Annotated in this window: 15 protein-coding genes; 5 read left to right on the top strand and 10 right to left on the bottom strand. The window is 70.4% G+C overall.

What is annotated here, in order from left to right; translation table 11 throughout:
• Positions 1 to 184 precede the first annotated feature (184 nt).
• From ACWPN5_RS01360 to ACWPN5_RS01325, 8 genes are all read right to left on the bottom strand, one after another.
• Positions 185 to 1,369 (bottom strand): extracellular solute-binding protein, encoded by a 1,185-nt coding sequence (locus tag ACWPN5_RS01360; protein ID WP_492293822.1) that lies wholly within the window; start codon positions 1,367 to 1,369, stop codon positions 185 to 187.
• Between the two features lie 181 nt (positions 1,370 to 1,550).
• Positions 1,551 to 3,092: a chromosomal replication initiator protein DnaA gene (dnaA, locus tag ACWPN5_RS01355; protein WP_492293820.1), complete on the bottom strand. Its 1,542-nt coding sequence runs from the start codon at positions 3,090 to 3,092 to the stop codon at positions 1,551 to 1,553.
• Positions 3,093 to 3,725: 633 nt separating this feature from the next.
• Positions 3,726 to 3,986, bottom strand: coding sequence for a 30S ribosomal protein S20 (gene rpsT, locus ACWPN5_RS01350; RefSeq protein WP_014238814.1), 261 nt, complete (start codon positions 3,984 to 3,986; stop codon positions 3,726 to 3,728).
• A 173-nt stretch (positions 3,987 to 4,159) separates the two neighbouring features.
• A complete protein-coding gene (locus tag ACWPN5_RS01345; RefSeq protein ID WP_014238815.1) occupies positions 4,160 to 4,936 on the bottom strand; it encodes an enoyl-CoA hydratase in 777 nt (258 codons plus the stop codon).
• A gap of 80 nt (positions 4,937 to 5,016) precedes the next feature.
• Positions 5,017 to 5,499 carry a hypothetical protein gene (locus tag ACWPN5_RS01340; protein ID WP_145683001.1) on the bottom strand — a complete coding sequence of 161 codons (483 nt, stop codon included), beginning with the start codon at positions 5,497 to 5,499 and terminating at the stop codon, positions 5,017 to 5,019.
• A 14-nt stretch (positions 5,500 to 5,513) separates the two neighbouring features.
• Complete coding sequence (gene mutM / locus ACWPN5_RS01335; RefSeq protein ID WP_200480084.1) at positions 5,514 to 6,356, bottom strand: bifunctional DNA-formamidopyrimidine glycosylase/DNA-(apurinic or apyrimidinic site) lyase; 843 nt, start codon at positions 6,354 to 6,356, stop codon at positions 5,514 to 5,516.
• Positions 6,357 to 6,404: 48 nt separating this feature from the next.
• Positions 6,405 to 8,465 carry a tetratricopeptide repeat protein gene (locus ACWPN5_RS01330; protein ID WP_492293818.1) on the bottom strand — a complete coding sequence of 687 codons (2,061 nt, stop codon included), beginning with the start codon at positions 8,463 to 8,465 and terminating at the stop codon, positions 6,405 to 6,407.
• A 51-nt stretch (positions 8,466 to 8,516) separates the two neighbouring features.
• Complete coding sequence (locus tag ACWPN5_RS01325) at positions 8,517 to 10,094, bottom strand: glycosyltransferase family 9 protein (protein WP_492293816.1); 1,578 nt, start codon at positions 10,092 to 10,094, stop codon at positions 8,517 to 8,519.
• Positions 10,095 to 10,570: 476 nt separating this feature from the next.
• Here ACWPN5_RS01325 and ACWPN5_RS01320 point away from each other — a divergent pair, with 476 nt between their 5' ends.
• The 3 genes from ACWPN5_RS01320 (at position 10,571) to ACWPN5_RS01310 (ending at position 13,778) form a co-directional block, all read left to right on the top strand.
• Positions 10,571 to 11,380 (top strand): class I SAM-dependent methyltransferase, encoded by an 810-nt coding sequence (locus ACWPN5_RS01320; RefSeq protein ID WP_247883174.1) that lies wholly within the window; start codon positions 10,571 to 10,573, stop codon positions 11,378 to 11,380.
• A 4-nt stretch (positions 11,381 to 11,384) separates the two neighbouring features.
• The gene (gene ubiB / locus ACWPN5_RS01315) at positions 11,385 to 12,926 is read left to right on the top strand and encodes a 2-polyprenylphenol 6-hydroxylase (protein WP_247888276.1); all 1,542 of its coding nucleotides are present in this window, start codon (positions 11,385 to 11,387) and stop codon (positions 12,924 to 12,926) included.
• A gap of 120 nt (positions 12,927 to 13,046) precedes the next feature.
• Positions 13,047 to 13,778: a cytidylate kinase-like family protein gene (locus ACWPN5_RS01310; RefSeq protein ID WP_145682995.1), complete on the top strand. Its 732-nt coding sequence runs from the start codon at positions 13,047 to 13,049 to the stop codon at positions 13,776 to 13,778.
• Here the strand turns inward: ACWPN5_RS01310 and ACWPN5_RS01305 are convergent.
• Positions 13,733 to 15,541, bottom strand: coding sequence for an extracellular solute-binding protein (locus ACWPN5_RS01305; protein ID WP_492293813.1), 1,809 nt, complete (start codon positions 15,539 to 15,541; stop codon positions 13,733 to 13,735). The genes ACWPN5_RS01310 and ACWPN5_RS01305 overlap by 46 nt on opposite strands.
• Positions 15,542 to 15,689: 148 nt before the next feature.
• Here ACWPN5_RS01305 and ppa point away from each other — a divergent pair, with 148 nt between their 5' ends.
• Entirely contained in the window at positions 15,690 to 16,247 is a 558-nt protein-coding gene (gene ppa, locus ACWPN5_RS01300; RefSeq protein WP_035670072.1) for an inorganic diphosphatase, read from the top strand.
• Between the two features lie 91 nt (positions 16,248 to 16,338).
• Here ppa and ACWPN5_RS01295 read toward each other — a convergent pair whose 3' ends face one another.
• Positions 16,339 to 17,280: an L-lactate dehydrogenase gene (locus ACWPN5_RS01295; RefSeq protein ID WP_492293811.1), complete on the bottom strand. Its 942-nt coding sequence runs from the start codon at positions 17,278 to 17,280 to the stop codon at positions 16,339 to 16,341.
• 299 nt (positions 17,281 to 17,579) lie between these two features.
• Between ACWPN5_RS01295 and ACWPN5_RS01290 the strand changes: the two genes are divergently transcribed.
• Positions 17,580 to 20,264 carry a bifunctional acetate--CoA ligase family protein/GNAT family N-acetyltransferase gene (locus tag ACWPN5_RS01290; RefSeq protein ID WP_492293809.1) on the top strand — a complete coding sequence of 895 codons (2,685 nt, stop codon included), beginning with the start codon at positions 17,580 to 17,582 and terminating at the stop codon, positions 20,262 to 20,264.
• Positions 20,265 to 20,312 lie beyond the last annotated feature (48 nt).

Below are 20,312 nucleotides of genomic sequence, written 5' to 3'. Positions count from 1 at the left end.
TTGGAATGCTGGAAATCCCCGGTTGGGCCGCCGCCTTTAACCCTCTCCCCTCCGGGGAGAGGGTGGCCCGGAGGGCCGGTGAGGGGGTTGCGCTCGTGCCGGACGTGGCGCCATGCACAACCCCCTCACCCTAACCCTCTCCCCAGGGGGGAGAGGGGACAATCGGGACGGGAGAGGGTCGCACTCACGCCGCCAGGAAGCGGTCCTGGTACTCGTTGCGGATGGAGACGTACCAAGCCTCCTGGATCGGCCACCACCACAGCTTCTGCAGCGCGTCGCCCGGATAGGCGTCGGCGAAGAACTGCTTGTTCAGGTCGGACAGATGCGCCTCCGCCCCGACCGCCGTGCTGGAGATGCCGGAATGGTTGGTGTAGAGGGCGCCCGCCTCCGGCGTGTAGAACCAGTTGATCCAGGCATAGGCCTGCTCCAGGTTCGCCGCCTTGGCCGGAATCGCGAAGCCTTCCATCCAGGCCAGCGCGCCTTCCTTCGGCGCCAGGAAGCGGATCGGCAGCCCTTCCTTGCGCAGGGCGACCGCGGACGAATCCCAGGTCTGGCCGATGACGCAGCCGTTGGTGCGGAAGGCGCCCTGGGCCTCGTTCTCATTCGACCAGAACTGGCCGATGGCCTTCTTGTTGGCGGCGGCGACCTGAAGGATCGCGTCGAAGTTGGCGCGCGCCTTCGCCTCGTCCTTGAACTGCTCGCGGATCGGGTGGGGCAGCTTGCCCTGGCCTTCCAGCCACAGGCCGATGCCGATCAGGCCGGAATGGCCGCGCACCGTCACCTTGCCGGCGTGCTCCGGCTTCCACAGGTCGCCGTAGCTGGCGGTGCCGTAGGTCAGCGGCGCCTTGGCCTGATCATAGGCGATGGCCTCGGTCCCCCAGTCGGCGGGGGCGAAGAAGCGCTTGCCGCCGACCACGCCGCCCATGGCGGCGGAGCCCTCGACCGCCGACTTCAGGCAGCCGTCCCATTTGACCTTCGACTCGTCCAGCGACTGGACCAGTTCGAACTCCACGTAGTTCGGCACGCGGTCCACCGTCGGGTGGATGATGTCGAAGCCGGCGCCGCCGGTGGCCTTGAGCTGGTTCAGCAGCTCGTCGTTGGTGCCGTATTCGGTCAGGGTGGCCTTGATGCCGGTCTTCTTCTCGAAGTCGGCCAACATGTCCGGGCTGATGTAGCCGGCCCAGGAGAAGATCTTGACGCTGCCCGACGCGGCGCGGCCCTCGCGCAGGATGAAGGGGCCGACCGCGGAGACGCCCGCGGCGGCGGCGGTCCCCTGGAGCAGCAGGCGGCGGGTGAAGCCCTTGGCCGCGCGCTGCGTCTCGGCGCTGGAGCGCTGTTCCAGGCTGGTGGTTTCCGGAACCTTGGTCATGGCACCTGCTCTCCCCTTTTCTTATTGGCCCGAATTCATGCTGGCTGTGCCCATCGCGGGGCCGGCCGCGGGGCCGGTCCTGCCGGACTCCGCCGCAGCGGCAACTGTGCCGCGATATCCGGGCGCCGTCCATGGCTCAAGCGGGAGTGGGCGCAAACTTCATCGACCTGTAACGGCCCGCTCAGCTCTCCAGCATGCGGCGGAGAAGCTCGACGTCCTCGGCGAAGGCGGGGTCGGTGGTGCGCAGCTCCTCCACCTTCTTCACCGCGTGCATCACGGTGGTGTGGTCGCGCCCGCCGAATTTGCGCCCGATCTCCGGCAGGGAGCGGGCGGTGAGCTGCTTGGCGAGGTACATGGCGACCTGCCGCGGGCGGGCCACGGCGCGGGCGCGGCGGGCCGAATGCATGTCGGCGACGCGGATGTTGAAATGCTCCGCCACCCGCTTCTGGATCTCGTCGATGGTGACGCGGCGGTCGTTGGCGCGCAGCAGGTCGTGCAGCACCTCCTGCGTCGATTCCAGCGAGATGGCCCGGCCGACCAGCTCGGCGTGGGCGACGATGCGGTTCAACGCCCCTTCCAGCTCGCGCACGTTGGACGTGATCTTGTGGGCGAGGAACTCCAGCACTTTCAGCGGGATGGCCGCGTTCAGCGCGTCCGCCTTGGCTTGCAGGATGCCCAGCCGCAGCTCGTAGGTGGTCGGGTGGATGTCGGCGACGAGGCCCCAGCCGAGGCGGGAGCGCAGCCGCTCCTCCATGCCTTCCAGGTCGGACGGGCTCTTGTCGGCGGAGATGATGACCTGACGGTTCTGGTCCACCAGCGCGTTGAAGGTGTGGAAGAACTCTTCCTGGGTGCTGTCCTTGCCGCTGATGAACTGCACGTCGTCGATCATCAGCACGTCCACCGAGCGGAACTGCTGCTTGAAGGCCATGGTGTCCTTGAAGCGCAACGCACGGATGAACTGGTACATGAACTTTTCCGCCGACAGGTAGATCACCTTGCGGTTCGGATCGTTCCGCCGGATCTGCCAGGCGATGGCGTGCATCAGGTGCGTCTTGCCCAGCCCGACCCCGCCGTAGAGGAACAGCGGGTTGAAGGTGACCGAGGTGGCGTCGGCGACGCGCCGGGCGGCGGCGTGGGCCAGCTCGTTCGGCTTGCCCACCACGAAATTCTCGAAGGTGAAGCGGGGGTCCAGCGGCGCCGAGATGTCGGTCCGGTCCTCCAGCACCGAGGCGACCGCCGTGGGCGACTCGTCCGACGCGAAGGAGGGCGGCCCCGCCGAATAGGACGAGCCGATGTAGGAATTGGCCCCGTAGGAGGCGGCACCATAGGACGCGGACTGGTTGAGCGCCGCGGCCCGCGGGGCGGGCGGCGGGGGAACCGGGCCGCCGCCGGCACCGTCGGCCGGAGCGGGATCGCGCAACGGCTCGCCCGCGTCCTCCTCCGGCATCAGCATGGATGGGGCGTTGGCCGAGGCGACCACGACGTCGATGGACAGGACGTCCGGATTCTCGCCGGCCCACAGGTTGCGGATGCGGTCGGCGTAGTGGGTCAGCACCCAGTCGCGCATGAAGCGGGTGGGCACGACGATGCGCACCTCCCCGCCGCGGATTCCGGCGAAGGAAAGCGGCTGCAGCCAGCTGCGGTAGGCGATCTCGCCCACCTCGTCCTTGAGGCGGCCCCGGATGCGGGCCCACTGCTGATCCAACGACGCGCCGACCGACATGCTTCCCCTACCCCGCTCCTTTCCCCCCGGACGGCCCCGCGCCGCAGGGGGCACCATCCCGCCCGACCGAACCCGGACCGCTTAACGCAAGTCCTTTAACTTAGGCGTCCTGCCTTCAAAACGTTCCTCTCCTGAAGACTCCAACGGTGGATGCCTCCCAACTGGACGGCAATACTATCCCTTCGGCGAAGTTGGACTCCGCCTTTGCCACGTCGAGTTTTAAGAAAAGCATCGCTCCAGGAGCAACGGGTCGAGTCGAGCTTCTTGAGCGTCCCGCAACCTTGCCCGCGGCTTTGAACGTCTCCGTCCCTCAGCGAACGGCGCGTGACGTCAAAGACGACATCGGTGCGTCATTCCCAACGGAAGGAAAGTCTAATCAGCCGCCCTCGCCGTGGCAATAGGACAGAAAGCGAACGGTCCGGACTGCGGCAAAAATCACGCAGCGATTCCGAAACCCGCCCCTGTCTTCACCAAAGACCAGGACCACTGGAGGCGACTCGCCATCCAACAGCCGCGATCCCCTGCCCCACCGGAGTTCTGCCGGAGGACTCGGAAAGAACGGAGACTGTACTTATCAAAAACGCAAAAAGCCGCGCCCAGACCTGGTGCGCGGCTTTATAACGCCGAGTAAACTCAGAGAGCCTTGATGCGGGCCGACAGGCGCGACAGCTTGCGCGACACGGTGTTCTTGTGCAGAACGCCCTTGGAGGCTCCACGCATCATTTCCGGCTGCGCGGCCTTGAAAGCCTCAGCGGCTTCAGCCTTGTTGCCGGACGAGATCGCCGTCTCGACCTTCTTCACGAAGGTGCGGATACGGCTGACGCGGTTACGGTTGATCTCCGTACGACGCGCGGTTTGACGAATGCGCTTTTCAGCAGACTTATGATTGGCCATGAAAACCCTACTCCGGACGACACGCCTGTCCCAGTGCGAGGGGGCCTTATACGCTCCAGCCGAATGAGAGTCAAGGCACCGTCCAACACTGTTTTTCGGCAAAGGAAAGATTACGAGATCTTGACGGATTTCTGGTCCTCCCCCGCTAGATACGGGGGAGGAGTTGGGGGATGTCAGCGATGCTTCCAATCCGGCTGACGCTTCTCGGCGAAGGCGGCCATGCCTTCCTTCTGGTCTTCGACGGCGAACGTGGCGTGGAAGATTCGGCGCTCGACCCGGATGCCCTCGGACATGGTGGTCTCGTAGGCGGCGTTGACGGCGTCCTTGGCCATCATGACGACCGGGCGCGAGAGCTTGGCGATCTTCTCGGCGACCCGCACCGCCTCGTCCACCAGATCCACCGCGGGCACGACGCGGCTGACGAGGCCGGCGCGCTCGGCCTCGGCGGCGTCCATCAGGCGGCCGGTCAGGCACATCTCCATGGCCTTGGACTTGCCGACGAAGCGGGTCAGGCGCTGCGTGCCGCCGGCGCCGGGGATGGTGCCGATGGTGATCTCCGGCTGGCCGAACTTGGCGGTGTCGGCGGCCAGGATGAAGTCGGCCATCATCGCCAGCTCGCAGCCGCCGCCCAGCGCGTAGCCGGCGACCGCGGCGATGGTCGGCTTGCGGCACTTGGCCAGCCGCTCCCACTTGGCGGTGATGAAGTTGGCCTTGTAGACGTCCATGTAGGAGAAGTTCTGCATCTCCTTGATGTCGGCGCCGGCGGCGAAGGCCTTCTCCGAACCCGTGACCACGATGGCGCCGACGGAGTCGTCGGCCTCCAGCGCGTCCAGCGCCTGGCCCAGCTCGGTCACCAGCAGGTCGGACAGCGCGTTCAGCGCCTTGGGCCGGTTCAGCGTGACGAGCCCGACCGGTCCGCGGGTTTCGACGAGAATGGTTTCGTACGGCATGATGCAGCAGGCTCCCGTGGTTTGCCCCCTCGCTCCGGGCGGGGGTGCTTCTGGTTTGCTCTTGGTCTCTTTTTGGAGGGTCAGCGCGGAATCAGCGAGAAGCGGACCACCGTGGCCGCCGCCTTCGCGGCGGAGACGGCGGCGCGGGCCGGCTCGACGAATTCCAGGCGCAGCTCCTCGCCCTCCCGCAGGAAGCTGGCGCTGCCGCCCGCCCGTTGCGGGGCGCGGCTCCAGCCGAGCTGCGGCATGGTCTGGTTGTAGAAGGACAGGACCGCGTTGCGGTCCATGGCGCCCGCCATGACGGACTGCGCGATGCGTCCGGCGGGCTTGTCGAAGACCAGCGGCGCCTCCTCGGCGGGGGCGAGGCCCGGCATGACCGGCACGTCTCCCATGCCTTCGACGTAACGGGCAGAATCGGCACGGGCGGAGTCGGCACGGGCGGGGTCTGCCGCCCAGGCCGACGAGGTTGCGGGCAAAGGAACCCCGGCCAGACCCGCAAGGGCGGGGCCGGCGAGGAGGAGGGCGGCGAGCGTCGCCCTCGCGGTGGCCGATGGAGCCGTCATACCTTCCACCTATATCAACGCTGGCGTTGCGGACAATAGAAAGTCGAACGGCCCGCCTGGACGATCCGGCGGACGCCCCCGGTCTTCGCCACGTCGCAGCTGCAGCCCGGGCAGGGCGCGCCCTCGCGGTCGTAGACCGAGAACTGGTGCTGGAAATAGCCGAGTTCCCCCGACGCCTGCCGGTAGTCGCGCAAGGACGATCCCCCCGCGGCGATGGCCCGCTCCAGCACCGCGCGGATCGCCGTGGCCAGCCGCTCCGCCTTGGCGCCGGTCACCGTGGCGGCGATGCGCGTGGGGCTGAGGCGGGCGAGGAACAGCGCCTCCGACACGTAGATGTTGCCGAGCCCGGCGACCACGCTCTGGTCCAGCAGGGCGGCCTTGATGCTGGTCATCCGCCCGGCCAGCCGCGTGGCCAGCACCGGTCCGGAGAATTCGTTGCCCAGCGGCTCCGGCCCGAGGCCGCGCAGCAGCCGATGCTCGGCGAGGGTCTCCGCCATGGCGAGGTCCATCAGGCCGAAGCGGCGGGCGTCGTTGAAGGTCACCACCGTTCCGGCGTCGGTCTCCAGCACGACATGGTCGTGGGCGCCCCAGGCGTCGGGACGCTCCGGCGTGATGATCATGCGGCCCGACATGCCGAGATGGGCGATCAGCACCGTCCCGTCGTCGAGATGGACCAGGATGTACTTGGCGCGGCGGCGCACCGACTCGACGCGGCGGCCGGTCAGCCGCTCGCAGAAGCCGTCCGGAAAGGGAACGCGCAGGTTGGCGCGGCGCTGGAGCACCTGGACCAGGGTCCGCCCCTCCAGATGGGGGGCGAGGCCGCGGCAGACGGTTTCGACTTCGGGAAGTTCGGGCATGATGGCAAGGAGGATGGTGGGAAGCGCCGGTTGACGCAAGGGGCGCCTTCAGCCCCCCAAACCGTCCACCAGCCTCCGCAAGGCCCGCGCCACCGCCTCCGCCGGGCCGGACCAGTCGCCGCTCCGGGTCTGGCGGAACAGCCGGGCGGTGGGGTACCAGGGGCTGTCGTCCCGTTCCATCAGCCAGCGCCAGTCCGGCGGGTGCGGGAGCACGACCCACACCGGCACCCCCAGCGCCCCGGCCAGATGGGCCGGACCGGTGCATGAGGAGATGACGAGGTCGAGGTTGGCCATGATCGCCGCGGTGTCGGCGACGTCGGCGATGTCCGGCCCCAGGTCGGTGAAGGAGGACGGCAGGTCCATCCCCTCCAGATCCTCCCGCCCCGGCCCCTTCTGCAGCGCGAAGAAACGCACGCCCGCCACCTCCAGCACCGGCCGCAGCCCGGCCAGCCGGGGCGAGCGCTGGGCGTCGCCGTGGAAGGACGGGTTGCCCGCCCAGACCAGCCCGACCCGCAGCCCCGGCCCACCCGTCGGTTGCCCGTCCGCCAGCCGTTCGCCCGCCAGCCGCTCAGACCAGGCGGCGGCGCGTTGCGGATCGGGGTGCAGATAGGGCACGCGGGCGGGAATCGACTCCAGGCTCGGACAGAACAGGCGGGCCAAGCTCATCAGCGGGATCTGGACGTCGGTGCCGGGCAGGCCGCCCACCCCCGGAAAGTCGGGCGCCCGCGGGATCACCGTCACCCGCCCCGGGTTGGTGTTGCCCTCCAGCAGGGACAGCAGCGGGCCGTGCGCCTCCAGATAGACGCGCGCCGGTCCGGCCCGCAGAACCGCGTCGAGGAAGCGGACGAACTGGATGGTGTCGCCCAGCCCCTGTTCGGCGTGAATCAGGATGGTCCGCCCCGTCAGGTCCGAGCCGTCCCACAGCGGCTGGCGGAAGGGCCGGCGCTGCCCGGCCAGGGCCTCGCTCCGCCAGCGCCACTCGTACTCCGCCCAGCCGGCGGCGTAATCGCCCAGCCGCAGCAGCAGATGGGACAGATTCCAATGGGCGACGACCAGTTGCGGCGCCGCGCGGAGCGCGCCGCGGAAGGCCGCCTCCGCGTCCCGCGGGCGGTCGAGATGCACCAGGGCGTCGCCGCGGACGACCCAGGCCTCGCCCAGATCGGGGGCCAGCCGCAGCGCCCGGTCGGCCAGCCGCAGGGCCTGCCCGCAATCCTTCTGGACAATCAGCGCGCCAAGGTTGGACAGGGACGGCGCGTGCGCCGGATCGCAGGCCAGCGCCGCGCGCGCGGCCAACGCCGCCTCCGCCCGCCGGCCCTGGGCGGCCAGCGCCAGCCCCAGCTTGGCGTGGGCCTCCGCCTCCTGCGGGGCCAGGGCGCGGGCGCGGCGGGCCAGCCGCTCCGCCGCCGCCGCGTCGCCGCCTTCGACGCCGCCGTCGAGCCGGCCCAGCGACAGGTTCCACAGCGCCAGGGCCTCCGCCGGCAGGACGGCGAGAATCCCGCGCAGCAGCCGGGCGGCCTCCACCGCCCGCCCGTCGCGGTAGAGGGCGGCGGCGTGGGCGGAGAGGAGCGGCACGCCCACCGCCTCCGCCACCGGGCGGGTGAGCCGCGCCACCGCCCGCCCGATCTCCCCCCGCTCCAGAAGCGCCCGGCCCTCCCGCGCCACCGCCCGATCGGCGAGGTAGCGCGCCTCCAGGCTGTCGGGCTGGAGCGTCAGGAGCCGTTCCAGCGCCAGCAGCGACTCGTCGTGCCGCCCGACGCCGCGGCAGGCCAGGGCGAGCTGGAACAGCGCCGCCGCGTGGTCGGGCTGGAGCGCCAACGTCCGCCGCAGGGCGGCCACCGCACCCTCCCCATCCTCCAGAATCAGCCGGACGCGGGCGAGGTCGTAGCGCAGGCCCGGGTTGTCGGGGACCAGACCGATCGCGCCGACGAACAGCGCCGCCGCCAGTTTCGGCCGGTCCGTCTGGCCGTAGAGCACGCCCAGCAGATGCAGCGCGGTCGCCTGATGGGGATCGGCGTCGAGGATGCGGCCATAGAGGATCTCGGCCTCGGCCAGACGGCCGGACTCGTGATGGTCGAAGGCGATGGCCAGGGCTTCCGCGATTGTCGCCATGTGTCCGCGTGTGTCCGCGCTGGATGGTAGAGGGTGCGAAGGGTAGCAGACCTACGGGAAAAGGGCGCGCAGCCGGTCGGCCACCGCCTCCAGCGGCGCCCGCCAGTCCCCCGCCGCCGTCTGCCGGAACAGGCGGGCCGAGGGGTACCAGGGCGAGTCGTCCCGGCCGACCAGCCAGCGCCAGTCCGCCGCGTGGGCGAGCAGCACCCAGACCGGATGGCCCAGCGCGCCGGCGAGGTGGGCGGTGGCGTTGTCGATGGTGACGACGAGGTCGGTGGCGGTGATCTGCGCGGCCAGCCCCTCCAGGTCGTCCTTGCGGTCCAGCCCGGACGGCAGCGCGACGGCGACGCCGTCGGCCGCCAGCGCGGCCACCTCATCCGACCAGTCGCCGTATTGCAGGACGACCATGTCGGCGCCCGCCGCGTCCAGCCGGCGGGCCAGTTCGGCCAGCGGCACGTTGCGCAGGCGTCCCCATTTCGGGTTGGTGGTGTGCCACGCGATGCCGACCAGGGGACGCCGGCCGGTCCGCCGAAGCGCCGGTGCCCGCGCCGGATCGGGCGCCAGGATCGGACGGAGCCGGCGGAAATCCTCCTCGGCGCGCAGCAGCAGGCGCGGCAGGCTGCCCGACGGGATCTGCGCGGCGATGTCCGGGGCCGACAGGCGCGGGTCCGGCTGCGGACCGCGCGGCACCACCTCCACCCCCGGCAGCGCGCGGGCGAACAGCGGCGCCAGCCGGGCGTCGCACTCCAGCAGGCAACCCGCCAAAGCCCCTGTTGATGATTGCATCTCATCTGTTGACGATTGCGTCAAAAAAGGGAGCAGCGTGGCGAACATCAGCTCGTCGCCCACCCCCTGCTCCCCCCAGACGAGCAGCCGTCCGCCGCCCAACGGCTGCCCGCTCCACAGCGGCTGCGGGAAGCGCCCGACGGTGCGGCACCAGGGCTCGGCGGTCCAGCGGTCCTCCCAGGCGTCCCAGCCCTCGGCGAAACGCCCGAGCGCCAGCAGCGCCGCGGCCCGCACCAGCCGCGCGTCGGCCAGGGCGGGATCGCGGGCGAGCGCCGCCTCCGCCTCGGCCAGCGCCGCCGCCGGGTCGCCGCAGAGGGCATGGGCGTCGGCGAGGTTGTTGCGGATGGCCGCCGAGTCCGGCTGGAGCGCCGCCGCCCGCCGCAGGATGCCCCGCGCGCCCTCCGCATCGCCCTGCCCCTTGAGCACGTTGGCCCGGTTGTTCCACAGGGCGGCGTCGGCGGGGTCCAGCGCCAGACCGCGCTCATAAGCGTTGCGGGCGGCGGGCAGCGCGCCACGGTCCTTCCACCGCGCGCCCAGCCGGTTCCACAGCACCGCCCGTTCCGGGTCGAGCCGCAGGGCGCGGCGCAGGTCGGCCTCCACGGCGTCGGGCCGCAGGGCCAGCGCCCCCAGCAGAGCGGCGTCGTCCGGCACCAGCAGCGCGGCGATCCGCCGCTGGGCCAGCGCCTCCTCCACGCGGCCCAACGCATCCAGCGCCTCGGCGTGGTTGATTCGCGGATCGGCCAGCCCCGGCCGGAGGGCCACCGCCGCGCGCAGCGCCTGTTCCGCCGGGGCCGGATCACCGGCGGCCAGCCGGCGCAGCGCGAAATTGTTGAGAAGCGCCACCCGCTCCGGATCGAGGGCGGCGGCGCGGAACAGCGCCTCCGCCGCCGCGCCGAAGCGGCCCAGCGCTTCCAGCAGGCTGGCGTGGTTGGCGTGCAGGTCGGGCTGGGAGCCGTCGCTCGCGATGGCCTGCCCGACCAGCGCGCATCCCTCCTCCAGCCGCCCGCACTGGGCGAGGAGAAGGCCGCGCAGATGCAGGGCCGGCGGGTGGCCGGGAACGGCGTCGAGGATCTGCCCGTAGACCGAGTTCGGCCTCGGCGAAGCGCCCCTCCCGCTGGAGGTCGAAGGCGATCAGCAGGGCTTCCTGCAGCGTGGCCATGGTCCCCGTCCGTCCGCCGTCATCCACTGGCATCGTCCACCGGCCGGCACGGTGGCGAAGCCGGGGCGTGGGGTCAAGCCCGCAAAAACCGCGCGCCGGGGGTGCGTCACGGCAACGCCCCGGCTGGCGCAAGCCCAGGTCGCGCGCTATGTTGCGCGCCATGACCGATCCGCGCACCCCCTCCGCCCCGTCCCAGCCCGCAGCTCCGGCCCAGGCCACCGGCGTGTCCGCCGGGGCCGAAGGGAACTGGTTCGGCTACCGCCCCGTCGATCCCGACGCCAAGTCCGGCCTCGTCCGCGCCGTCTTCGACAGCGTGGCCGGGCGCTACGACCTGATGAACGACCTGATGTCGGGCGGCATCCACCGGCTGTGGAAGGACACGCTGATGGAGATGGTGGCGCCGCGCGCCGACATGACCCTGCTCGACGTGGCGGGCGGCACCGGCGACATCGCCTTCCGCTTCCTGGAGCGCGGCGGCGGGCGGGCCGTGGTCTGCGACATCACCGAGTCGATGGTCCGCGTCGGGCGCGACCGTTCCTACGACCGGAACCTGCTGACCGGCGTGGACTGGACCGTCGGCGACGCCGAAAGGCTGCCCATCGCCTCCCGTTCGGTGGACGCCTACACCATTGCGTTCGGCCTGCGCAACGTCACGCGCATCGACGCCGCGCTTTCCGAGGCGCGCCGCGTGTTGAAGCCCGGCGGAAAGTTCTTCTGCCTGGAGTTCAGCCACGTGGTCCTTCCGGTCCTGCGCGAGATCTACGACGTCTATTCCTTCCAGGTCCTGCCGCGGCTCGGCCGCGTGGTGGCCGGGGACGAGGACAGCTACCGCTATCTGGCGGAGAGCATCCGCCGCTTCCCCGAGCAGCAGGCGATGGTCAAGCGCATCGAGGCCGCGGGCTTCGGCGCGGTGCGCGTGCGCAACCTGACGGGCGGCATCGCCGCCATCCATTCCGGCTGGCGGATCTGACCGGATGCTGTTCCGGACCGCCCGAAACATCGGCCGCCTCTTCGTGATCGGCCGCACGCTGGCGCGTTACAACGCGCTGCCGGAAACGCTGCCGCAGACCGCCCCCGGCTTCGCCCTGTTCTGGCGCTGGGTCGGCAACGCCAAGGAGCCGGGCCGCGTCGGCCAGCGGCTGGCCCGCGCGCTGGCCGACCTGGGGCCGACCTACATCAAGCTGGGGCAGCTGCTGTCCACCCGCTCCGACCTCGTCGGCGAGCGGATGGCGCTGGATCTGGCCGAGCTTCAGGACAAGCTGCCGCCCTTCCCAGGATCGCAGGCCCGCACCATCGTCGAGGAGGAGCTGGGCGCCCCGATCAACAAGCTGTTCCGCAGCTTCGACGAGGTGCCGGTCGCCGCCGCCTCCATCGCGCAGGTGCATTTCGCGGTCACCGCCGACGGGCGGGAGGTCGCGGTGAAGGTGCTGCGGCCGGGCATCGAGAACGCCTTCGAGCGGGACATCGACCTGTTCTACTGGCTGGCCGAGCTGGCCGTCGCGGTCATGCCCAAGCTGAAGCGGCTGCGCCCGCGCGAGGTGGTGGACACCTTCGCCCGCACCTCCCGCCTGGAGATGGAGCTGCGGATGGAAGCCGCGGCGGCGTCGGAGCTGGGCGACAACTTCAAGGACGACCCCACCTTCAACGTCCCGACCATCGACTGGGACCGCACGGCGCGCCGCGTCCTGACGCTGGAGCGCATCCGCGGCTTCAAGGTGGACGAGTCGGAAAGGCTCGACGCCGCCGGCTACGACCGCGACGAGATCCTGGCCAAGGCCTCGGCCAGCTTCTTCAACCAGGTGTTCCGCGACGGCTTCTTCCACGCCGACCTGCATCCGGGCAACCTGTTCGTCACCCAGGACGGCAACATCACCGCCGTCGATTTCGGCATCATGGGCCGGCTCGACCGGGCGACGCGGACCTACCTCGCCGACATGCTCATCGGCTTCCTGACCGGCGACTACCGCCGCGTCGCGGTGGTTCATTTCGAGGCGGGCTACGTCCCCCGCCACCAGTCGATCGAGGTCTTCACCCAGGCCTGCCGCGCCATCGGCGAGCCGTTGCAGAACAAGCCGCTGAGCGAGATTTCCGTCGGCCGGCTGCTCGCCCAGCTCTTCGCGGTGACCGAGCAGTTCGAGATGGAGACCCAGCCGCAGCTCCTCCTGCTCCAGAAGAGCATGCTGACGGCGGAGGGGGTGGGCCGCATCCTGAACCCCGACATCAACATGTGGGAACTGGCGCGCCCGCTGATCGAGGATTGGATGCGGGAGAACCGCGGGCCGGAAGCCCAGATCCTCGACGATCTGGAGGCCATGGTGTCGACGGTGCGCCGTCTGCCCCGGCTGGTGAACCAGGCCGAACGCGCCGCCGCCGAACTGGCCGACGGCGGTCTGCGCCTGCACCCCCACTCGATCAAGCACATGCTCGACCGCTGGGTGGAGCGCCGGATCAGCGAGCGCGTCGCCCTGTGGATCATCGTCGTCCTGCTGACGGTGATCGCGGTGAAGGTGCTGTAAGGTCTTTTCGGCGGCGCGCGGAAGGGGTGCGGCGACGTGCCCCTCCCCCTTGGGCGTCGTTGACCCCGCCGCCGCCCGGCCGGACACTGGAACCGTCGCAACCGTTCGCGGAGGGAAGCCATGGCCCGCGACGACTTCCAGGCGCTTCTGACCTACATCCGAACCGACCAGCTCCAGCCGCACCGGCCCCGCTTTGGCCCGCTGGAGTCCCCGCCCCCCGTCGTCACCATCGCCCGCGAGCATGGGGCCGGCGGCGAGGCGATCGCGGCGAAGCTCGCCGCGTCGCTGGGGGTTCCCTGCTTCGACAAGGAGATCCTCGACGCCGTGGTGGCGACGGCCACCTCTGACCCGACGCTGATGCGCCAACTCGACGAGAAGCTGCCGGGACGGGCGGGGATGTTCCTCTACGCCAGCCTGATGGGGCTGCACGACCCGCTGACCGAGTACCAGCGGCTGCTGACCCGCGTCGTCAACGGCATCGCCTTCCGCGGCGGGGTGATCGTCGGGCGTGGGGCGCATTTGCTGCTGCGCGGGGCGCCGCGCTTCCGCGTCCGCATCGTCGGCTCGGACGAGGTCTGCGCCGCGCGGCTGGCCGGCGGCGATCCCGCCAAGGTCGCCGACGCGCTGCACGAGGTGCAGCGGGTCAACGCCGCCCGTGCCAAGTATTTCAAGGAGTTCTTCAAGGTCTCCAACGGCGATCCGCTGCAGTACGACCTGATCGTCAACACCGACCGTTTCACCGACCTGGACGCCGTCACGGACCTGATCCTGCACGCCCACCGGGTCCATGGCGGTCACGCGGAGGTTCAGCCGCCCTCTTCGATCCACCAGGACTCGACCAGCGGGCCGTAGAGGGGCGTCGCCTCCGGATGCTTCAGCCGCGACCAGCGGGCCATGCGGTCGGCCGGGCTGTGGAACAGCGGCACCATGTAATGGCCCCACAGCAACACCCGGTCGAGCGCGCGGACGCGGGCCACGAGATCGGCGCGCGTCCGCGCCTCGGCGATGGAGGCGGCGATGGCGTCCACCACCGGGTCGCGGATTCCGGGGTAGTTGCGGCTGCCCGGCTGGTCCGCCGCCTCGGACCCGTAATAGTAAAGCTGCTCGTTGCCCGGCGAGAGGCTGGAAACCCACCAGCGCAAGGTCATGTCGAAATCGAAATGATCGAGCCGTCCCTGATACTGCGCGTTGTCCACCGTGCGCACCGTGGCGGCGATGCCCAGCCGCTCCAGCGAACGGGCGTATTCCAGCGCCACCCGCTCGTCCGCCGGGTTGCCCAGCAGGATTTCGAAGGCGAAGGGACGCCCCGCCCCGTCGGTCAGCCGCCCGCCGCTCACCCGCCAGCCGGCCTCGGCCAGCAGGCGCAGCGCCTCGCGCCGATTGTCCCGTGCCCCCGCCGGGCCGCTGCCGTCGCTGCGCGGCAGTGTGAAGGGGTCTGTGAACAGCGCCGGCGGCAGGCGGTCGCGGAAGGGCTCCAGCACCGCCACTTCCTCCGGCCCCGGCAGGCCCTCCGCCGCCAGTTCGGAATTCGGGTAGTAGCTCGCCGTGCGGACCAGCGCGCCGTGGAACAGCGTCTTGCCGATCCAGGCGAAGTCGGTGGCGAGGCCGAGCGCCCGCCGCACCCGGATGTCCTGGAACGGGGGACGCCGCGTGTTGAAGATCAGGCCGCGGGCGAACTCCGGGCGGCGGTGCGGCAGGTCCTCCAGCACGATCCGCCCCGCGCGCAGCGCCGGGCCGTCGTAGCCGGTGGCCCATTTGGCGGGATCGGATTCGCGCCGCACGTCGCCCTGGCCGGCCAGGAACGCCTCCAGAGCCACCGAGTCGTCGCGGTAATAGGTGAAATCCAGCGTGTCGGCGTTGAACAGCCAGCGCCGCGACGGCAGATCCCGCCCCCAGTAGTCGGCCACCCGCCCGTAGACGATGCGCCGTCCGGCCTCCGCCTGTTTGACCCGGTAGGGGCCGCTGCCCAGCGGCGGGTCGAGCGTCGTGGCGGCGAAGTCCCGCCCCGCCCACCACGCCTTGGCGTGAATCGGCATCAACCCCATCAGCAGCGGCATCTCGCGGTCGAAACGCCCGTCCGGGCCGGGGGCGAAGGCGAAGCGGACGGTGCGCGCGTCCGGCGCCTCGGCGCTCGCCACCTTGGCGTAATACTGGCGGCGGTTCGGCGTGCCATGGGCGCGCTGGACCTCCAGCGAGAACAGCACGTCGGCGGCGGTCACCGGGGTCCCGTCGTGCCAGCGCGCGGCGGGGTTCAAATGGAAGACGGCGGCGCTCCGGTCCTCCGGCACCTCCAGGCTCTCGGCCAGCAGACCGTAGAGCGAGAAGGGCTCGTCCCACGAGCGGGCCAGCATCGTTTCGAAGACGAAACCAAGCCCCAGCGCCGGCACGCCCTTGACCACATGGGGGTTCAGCGTGTCGAAGCCGCCGGTCACCGCCTGGCGCAGTGTGCCGCCCTTCGGCGCGTCGGGATTGACGTAGGCGAAATGCGCGAAGCCCGGCGGATAGGCGGGGTCGCCATGCATGGCGATGGCGTGGACAGCCTTCGCGGGGGGATCGGCCCGTGCCGCAAGGGGAAAAAAGGCGAGACAGAGCAGCGCAAAGAGGATGCAGGGCATGGCGAAGGCTCGTCCCTTTGCCGCACCTGCGCAAGTGGCTTTGACTTACGCCCGCATCTGCCTAAACTCCGCGCGCGCGGCGCCGGGAGCTTTGGCCCGCGTCCACAACCAAGCGCAACCCGCTTTTGCAGTCGAAGGATGGTTTTCCATGGATCTCAGCAAGGTTCCGGTCGGCAAGAACGCCCCGTGGGACGTGAACGTGGTCATCGAGATCCCGTTGCGCGGCGAGCCGGTGAAGTACGAGATCGACAAGGAGTCGGGCGCGATGTTCGTCGACCGCTTCCTGCACACCGCCATGTACTACCCCTGCAACTACGGCTTCATCCCGCACACCCTGTCGGGTGACGGCGACCCGGTGGACGTCTGCGTGGTCGGCCGCCATTCGGTCATCCCGGGCGCCGTCCTGCGCTCGCGCCCGATCGGCGTGCTGTTCATGGAGGACGAGGGCGGCGAGGACGAGAAGCTGCTGGCCGTTCCGGTCGACAAGCTGCACCCGTTCTACAGCAGCGTGAAGTCCTACAAGGACCTGCCGGAGATCACCACCGAGCAGATCGCCCACTTCTTCCAGCACTACAAGGATCTGGAAAAGGGCAAGTGGGTGAAGATCCTGCGCTGGGGCGACGAGCAGGAAGCCGCCAAGAAGATCCAGGAAGGCATGGAGCGCGCCGCCGCCGCCACCAAGGGCCAGCTCGGCCCGGTGGTCTGACGCGCCTCTCGACTGGACGGGTTGCAAGGGCCGGCTCCGCAGCGCGGGGCCGGTCCTGCAACGCGGACCGGCCCCACTCCTCTTTTCCCCGTCACGGCAGCGACTTCTCCACCGAGGTCACCGCCTCCTTCAGGATCTCCGCGCTGCGCTTCAGCGCCGCCGCCTCCGCCTCCGACAGGTCGGGCATCACCGTCTCCAGGACGCCGCCCGCCCCGATCACCCGCGGCAGCGACAGCGCCACGTCCGGCACCCCCAGAACCTCGTCGTTGAGGATGGAGCAGGTCAGCACCGCCCGCTCGTCCCCCGCGATGGCCGCCACGATGCGCGACAGGCCGCCGGCGATGCCGAAGGCGGTGTGCCCCTTGCCGTCGATAATGCGGTAGGCGGCGCGGCGCACGCCCTCGTCGATGGCGGCGCGGTCCTCCGCGGTCAGGGGGCGCTTCAGCCGCTCGGCGCCGCGGTCCACCGGCAGGCAGGCCACGGTGGCGCCGGACCACAGCAGGACTTCCGAATCGCCATGCTCGCCCACCACATGGGCGTGCACCGACTTCGGCGTCACCCCCAGCCGGTCGGCCAGAAGCGCGCGGAACCGCGCGGTGTCGAGGATCGTGCCGGAGCCGATCACCCGCGACGGCGGCAGGCCGGAGATGCGGGTGGCGATCTGCGTCATCACGTCCAGCGGGTTGGTCGCCACCAGCAGGATCGCGTCGGGCGCCGCCGTCAGCACCGCCGGGATGATGGCGCCGAAGACCGCCGCGTTGCGCTCCAGCAGTTGCAGGCGCGTCTCGCCGGGCCGCTGCGCCACGCCGGCGGCCAGCACGACCACCCCGGCCCCCGCCAGCGCCGCGTAGCCGCCCTGGCGCACCTGGGCGGCGCGGGCGAAGGGTACGGCGTGGGCGATGTCCTGCGCCTGGGCCGCGGCCAGCTTCTCGTTCATGTCGACCAGCACGACCTCGCTGGCCGCACCGCTCATCACCATGGCGAATCCCGCCGTGGCGCCCACCGCGCCGGCCCCGACGATCCCGACCTTCATGGCTCCCGCTCCCTGTTCTTTTCCGTTGAGGGTCAACAGGGTGGAGCATCACGCCCGCCCGCTCAAGCCCCGATGAGCGGCAGGGATATCCGCTCCGGACGGGGGCGCGACAAAGGGCGCCTGTACAAAGGTATGACCAATGTGTATGTTGCACCGCAACATGAGCGGCGATCGGTCGCGTTCCCGTCCTGCGATTGCCTCCTTACCGCTGATTGCAACTCGACGGCCCCGGTCCGATCTTTAGCGGAATGGCGGCTGTTCGAGCCTTGCTGTGTGAGACGAACTCCCGGAACCCGGCCATGACCGTTCGCAACCTCGACCGCCTGTTCAAGCCCGCCTCCATCGCCCTGATCGGGGCGACCCGAAAGCCGAACACCATCGGCGCCGTGGTGGCCCGCAACCTGTTCAACGCCGGGTTCGACGGCCCGATCATGCCGGTGACCGGCGAGCGCGCGGTCGAGGGGGTTCTGACCTACAAGTCGGTGGACGATCTGCCGGTCACGCCGGATCTTGCGGTGATCTGCACCCCCGCCGCCACGGTGCCCGCCACTGTCGAAGCTCTGGGCAATCGCGGAACCAAGGCGGCCATCGTCATCTCCAGCGGCTTCTCCAAGGAGCAGATCCAGACCCTGCGCGAGGCGGCAAAGCCCCACCTGATGCGCGTGCTGGGTCCCAACAGCCTGGGCATCATGGTGCCGGGCCGCGGGGTCAACGCCAGCTTCGGCCACGTCACGCCGAAGAAGGGCGACGTGGCCCTGGTGGCGCAGTCCTCCATGGTGGTGACCTCGATCGCCGACTGGGCGACGGCGCGGGGGATCGGCTTCTCGCACCTGATTTCGATGGGCGACAAGGCGGACGTCGATTTCGGCGACCTGCTCGACTATCTGGCCGGCGACGCCACCGTGCGGGCCATCCTGCTCTACATCGAGAGCATCAGCGACGCCCGGAAGTTCATGTCGGCGGCGCGCTCCGCCGCCCGCCAGAAGCCGGTGATCGTCATCAAGTCCGGCCGCACCGACGAGGCGCTGGAGGCCTCGACCTCCCACACCGGGGCGCTGGCGGTGTCCGACGCGGTCTACGACGCCGCCTTCCGCCGCGCCGGCATCCTGCGCGTCACCGGGCTGGACGAGCTGTTCGACGCGGTGGGCACGCTGGGCACCGGGTCGCCGATCACCGGCGACCGGCTGGCCATCCTGACCAACGGCGGCGGCATGGGGGTGATGGCGACCGACAGCCTGATCCTGTCCGGCGGCCGGCTGGCCCAGTTCGCGCCGGAGACGATGGACGCGCTGGAGAAGGCGCTGGGCGCCGGCAGCGCCCGCAACCCGCTGCGCATCGGCGGCGACGCTCCGCCCAAGCGCTACGCCGACGCGCTGAACGCGCTGATGGCCGATCCCAACAACGACGCCGTGCTGGTGCTGAACTGCCCGACCGCGGTGACCGACGGGCGGGCCGCCGCGCAAGCCGTGGTCGACACCATGATCGCCAACAAGACGCGCAAGCACCCGGTGCTGACGAGCTGGCTGGGTGACAACACGGCGGCGGAGGCGCGCAAGCTGTTCGCCGCCAACCGCGTCCCGACCTACGACACGCCCAGCCACGCGGTGCGCGCCTTCCTGCATCTGGTGGAATACCGCCGGAACCAGGAGCTTCTGATGGAGACGCCGCCGTCGGTGCCGGAGGATTTCCAGCCCGACGGCATCACGGTGCGCAAGATCATCTCCCGTGCCATCGCCGAGAAGCGCGACTGGCTGAGCGAGTACGAGGCCAAACGCGTGCTCGCCGCCTACGGCGTCCCGGTGGTCGACACCCGCCGCGCCGACACGCCGGACGAGGCCGCCCACTGCGCCGAGATGATCGGCGGGCCGCTGGCGCTGAAGATCCTGTCGCCGGACATCACCCACAAGTCGGACGTCGGCGGCGTCGCCCTGCACCTGACCGAGCCGGCGGAGGTCAAGGCCGAGGCCGAGGCCATGCTGGCCCGCGTGCGCGAGGCGGTGCCCGACGCCCGCATCGAAGGCTTCACCGTCCAGGAGATGGCGGTGCGCGCCGACGCCTACGAGCTGATCGTCGGCATGACCGAGAACGAGCTGTTCGGCCCCGTCCTGCTGTTCGGCGAGGGCGGCATCGGGGTGGAGGTGGTGGAGGACTACGCGCTGGCATTGCCGCCGCTGAACATGAAGCTGGCGACCGAGCTGATGGGCCGCACCCGCATCTGGCGCCAGTTGCAGGGTTACCGCTCGCGCGCCGCGGTCGATCTGGAGGCGGTGGCGCTGACGCTGAACAAGATCTCCCAGCTCATCGTCGATTTCCCGGAAGTCGCCGAACTGGACATCAACCCGCTGCTCGCCGACGCGGAAGGCGTGCTGGCGCTCGACGCCCGCATCAAGGTCGGCGTGCCGGCCCTGCCCGGCGCCAAGCGTCTGGCCATCCGCCCCTACCCCAAGGGGCTGGAGGATCGGATCACCATCAAGGACGGCCGCCAGTTCCTCGTCCGCCCCATCCTGCCGGAGGACGAGCCGCTGGTGCACCACATGGTGGCCAACCAGACGCAGGAGGACTTGCGGCTGCGCTTCTTCGCGCCGCTGAAGCGGCTGTCGCACCAGGCCGCCGCCCGCCTGACCCAGATGGACTACGATCGCGAGATGGGTCTGGTCGCCGTCGGGCCGGACCCGGAAACCGGCGAGACCATCATGTACGGCGTGGTGCGCATCACCGCCGACCCCGACAACCTGCGCGCCGAATACGCCGTGATGGTGCGGTCGGACATGAAGGGCCAGGGGCTGGGCTACCAGCTGATGAACAAGATTTTGGACTACGCCCGCTCCCGCGGGATCAGGGAGGTCTACGGCGAGGTCCTGCGCGAGAACACCAGCATGCTCGGCATGTGCCGCGCGCTCGGCTTCATCCGCAAGGAGAACCTGGACGAGCCGGGAGTCGTGGAGGTGCGCATCGAGCTGGGCGGCGGGCTGGCCGCGAAATAGCTGCGGCGGCCTCCTGGACGGCGCCCCCTTGGAAGCGACGAGGGAGAG

The organism is Azospirillum sp. UENF 211521, assembly GCF_058780535.1.
The sequence above is the reverse complement of the archived record's forward strand: the minus strand, read 5'-3'. Positions and strand labels throughout refer to the sequence as shown.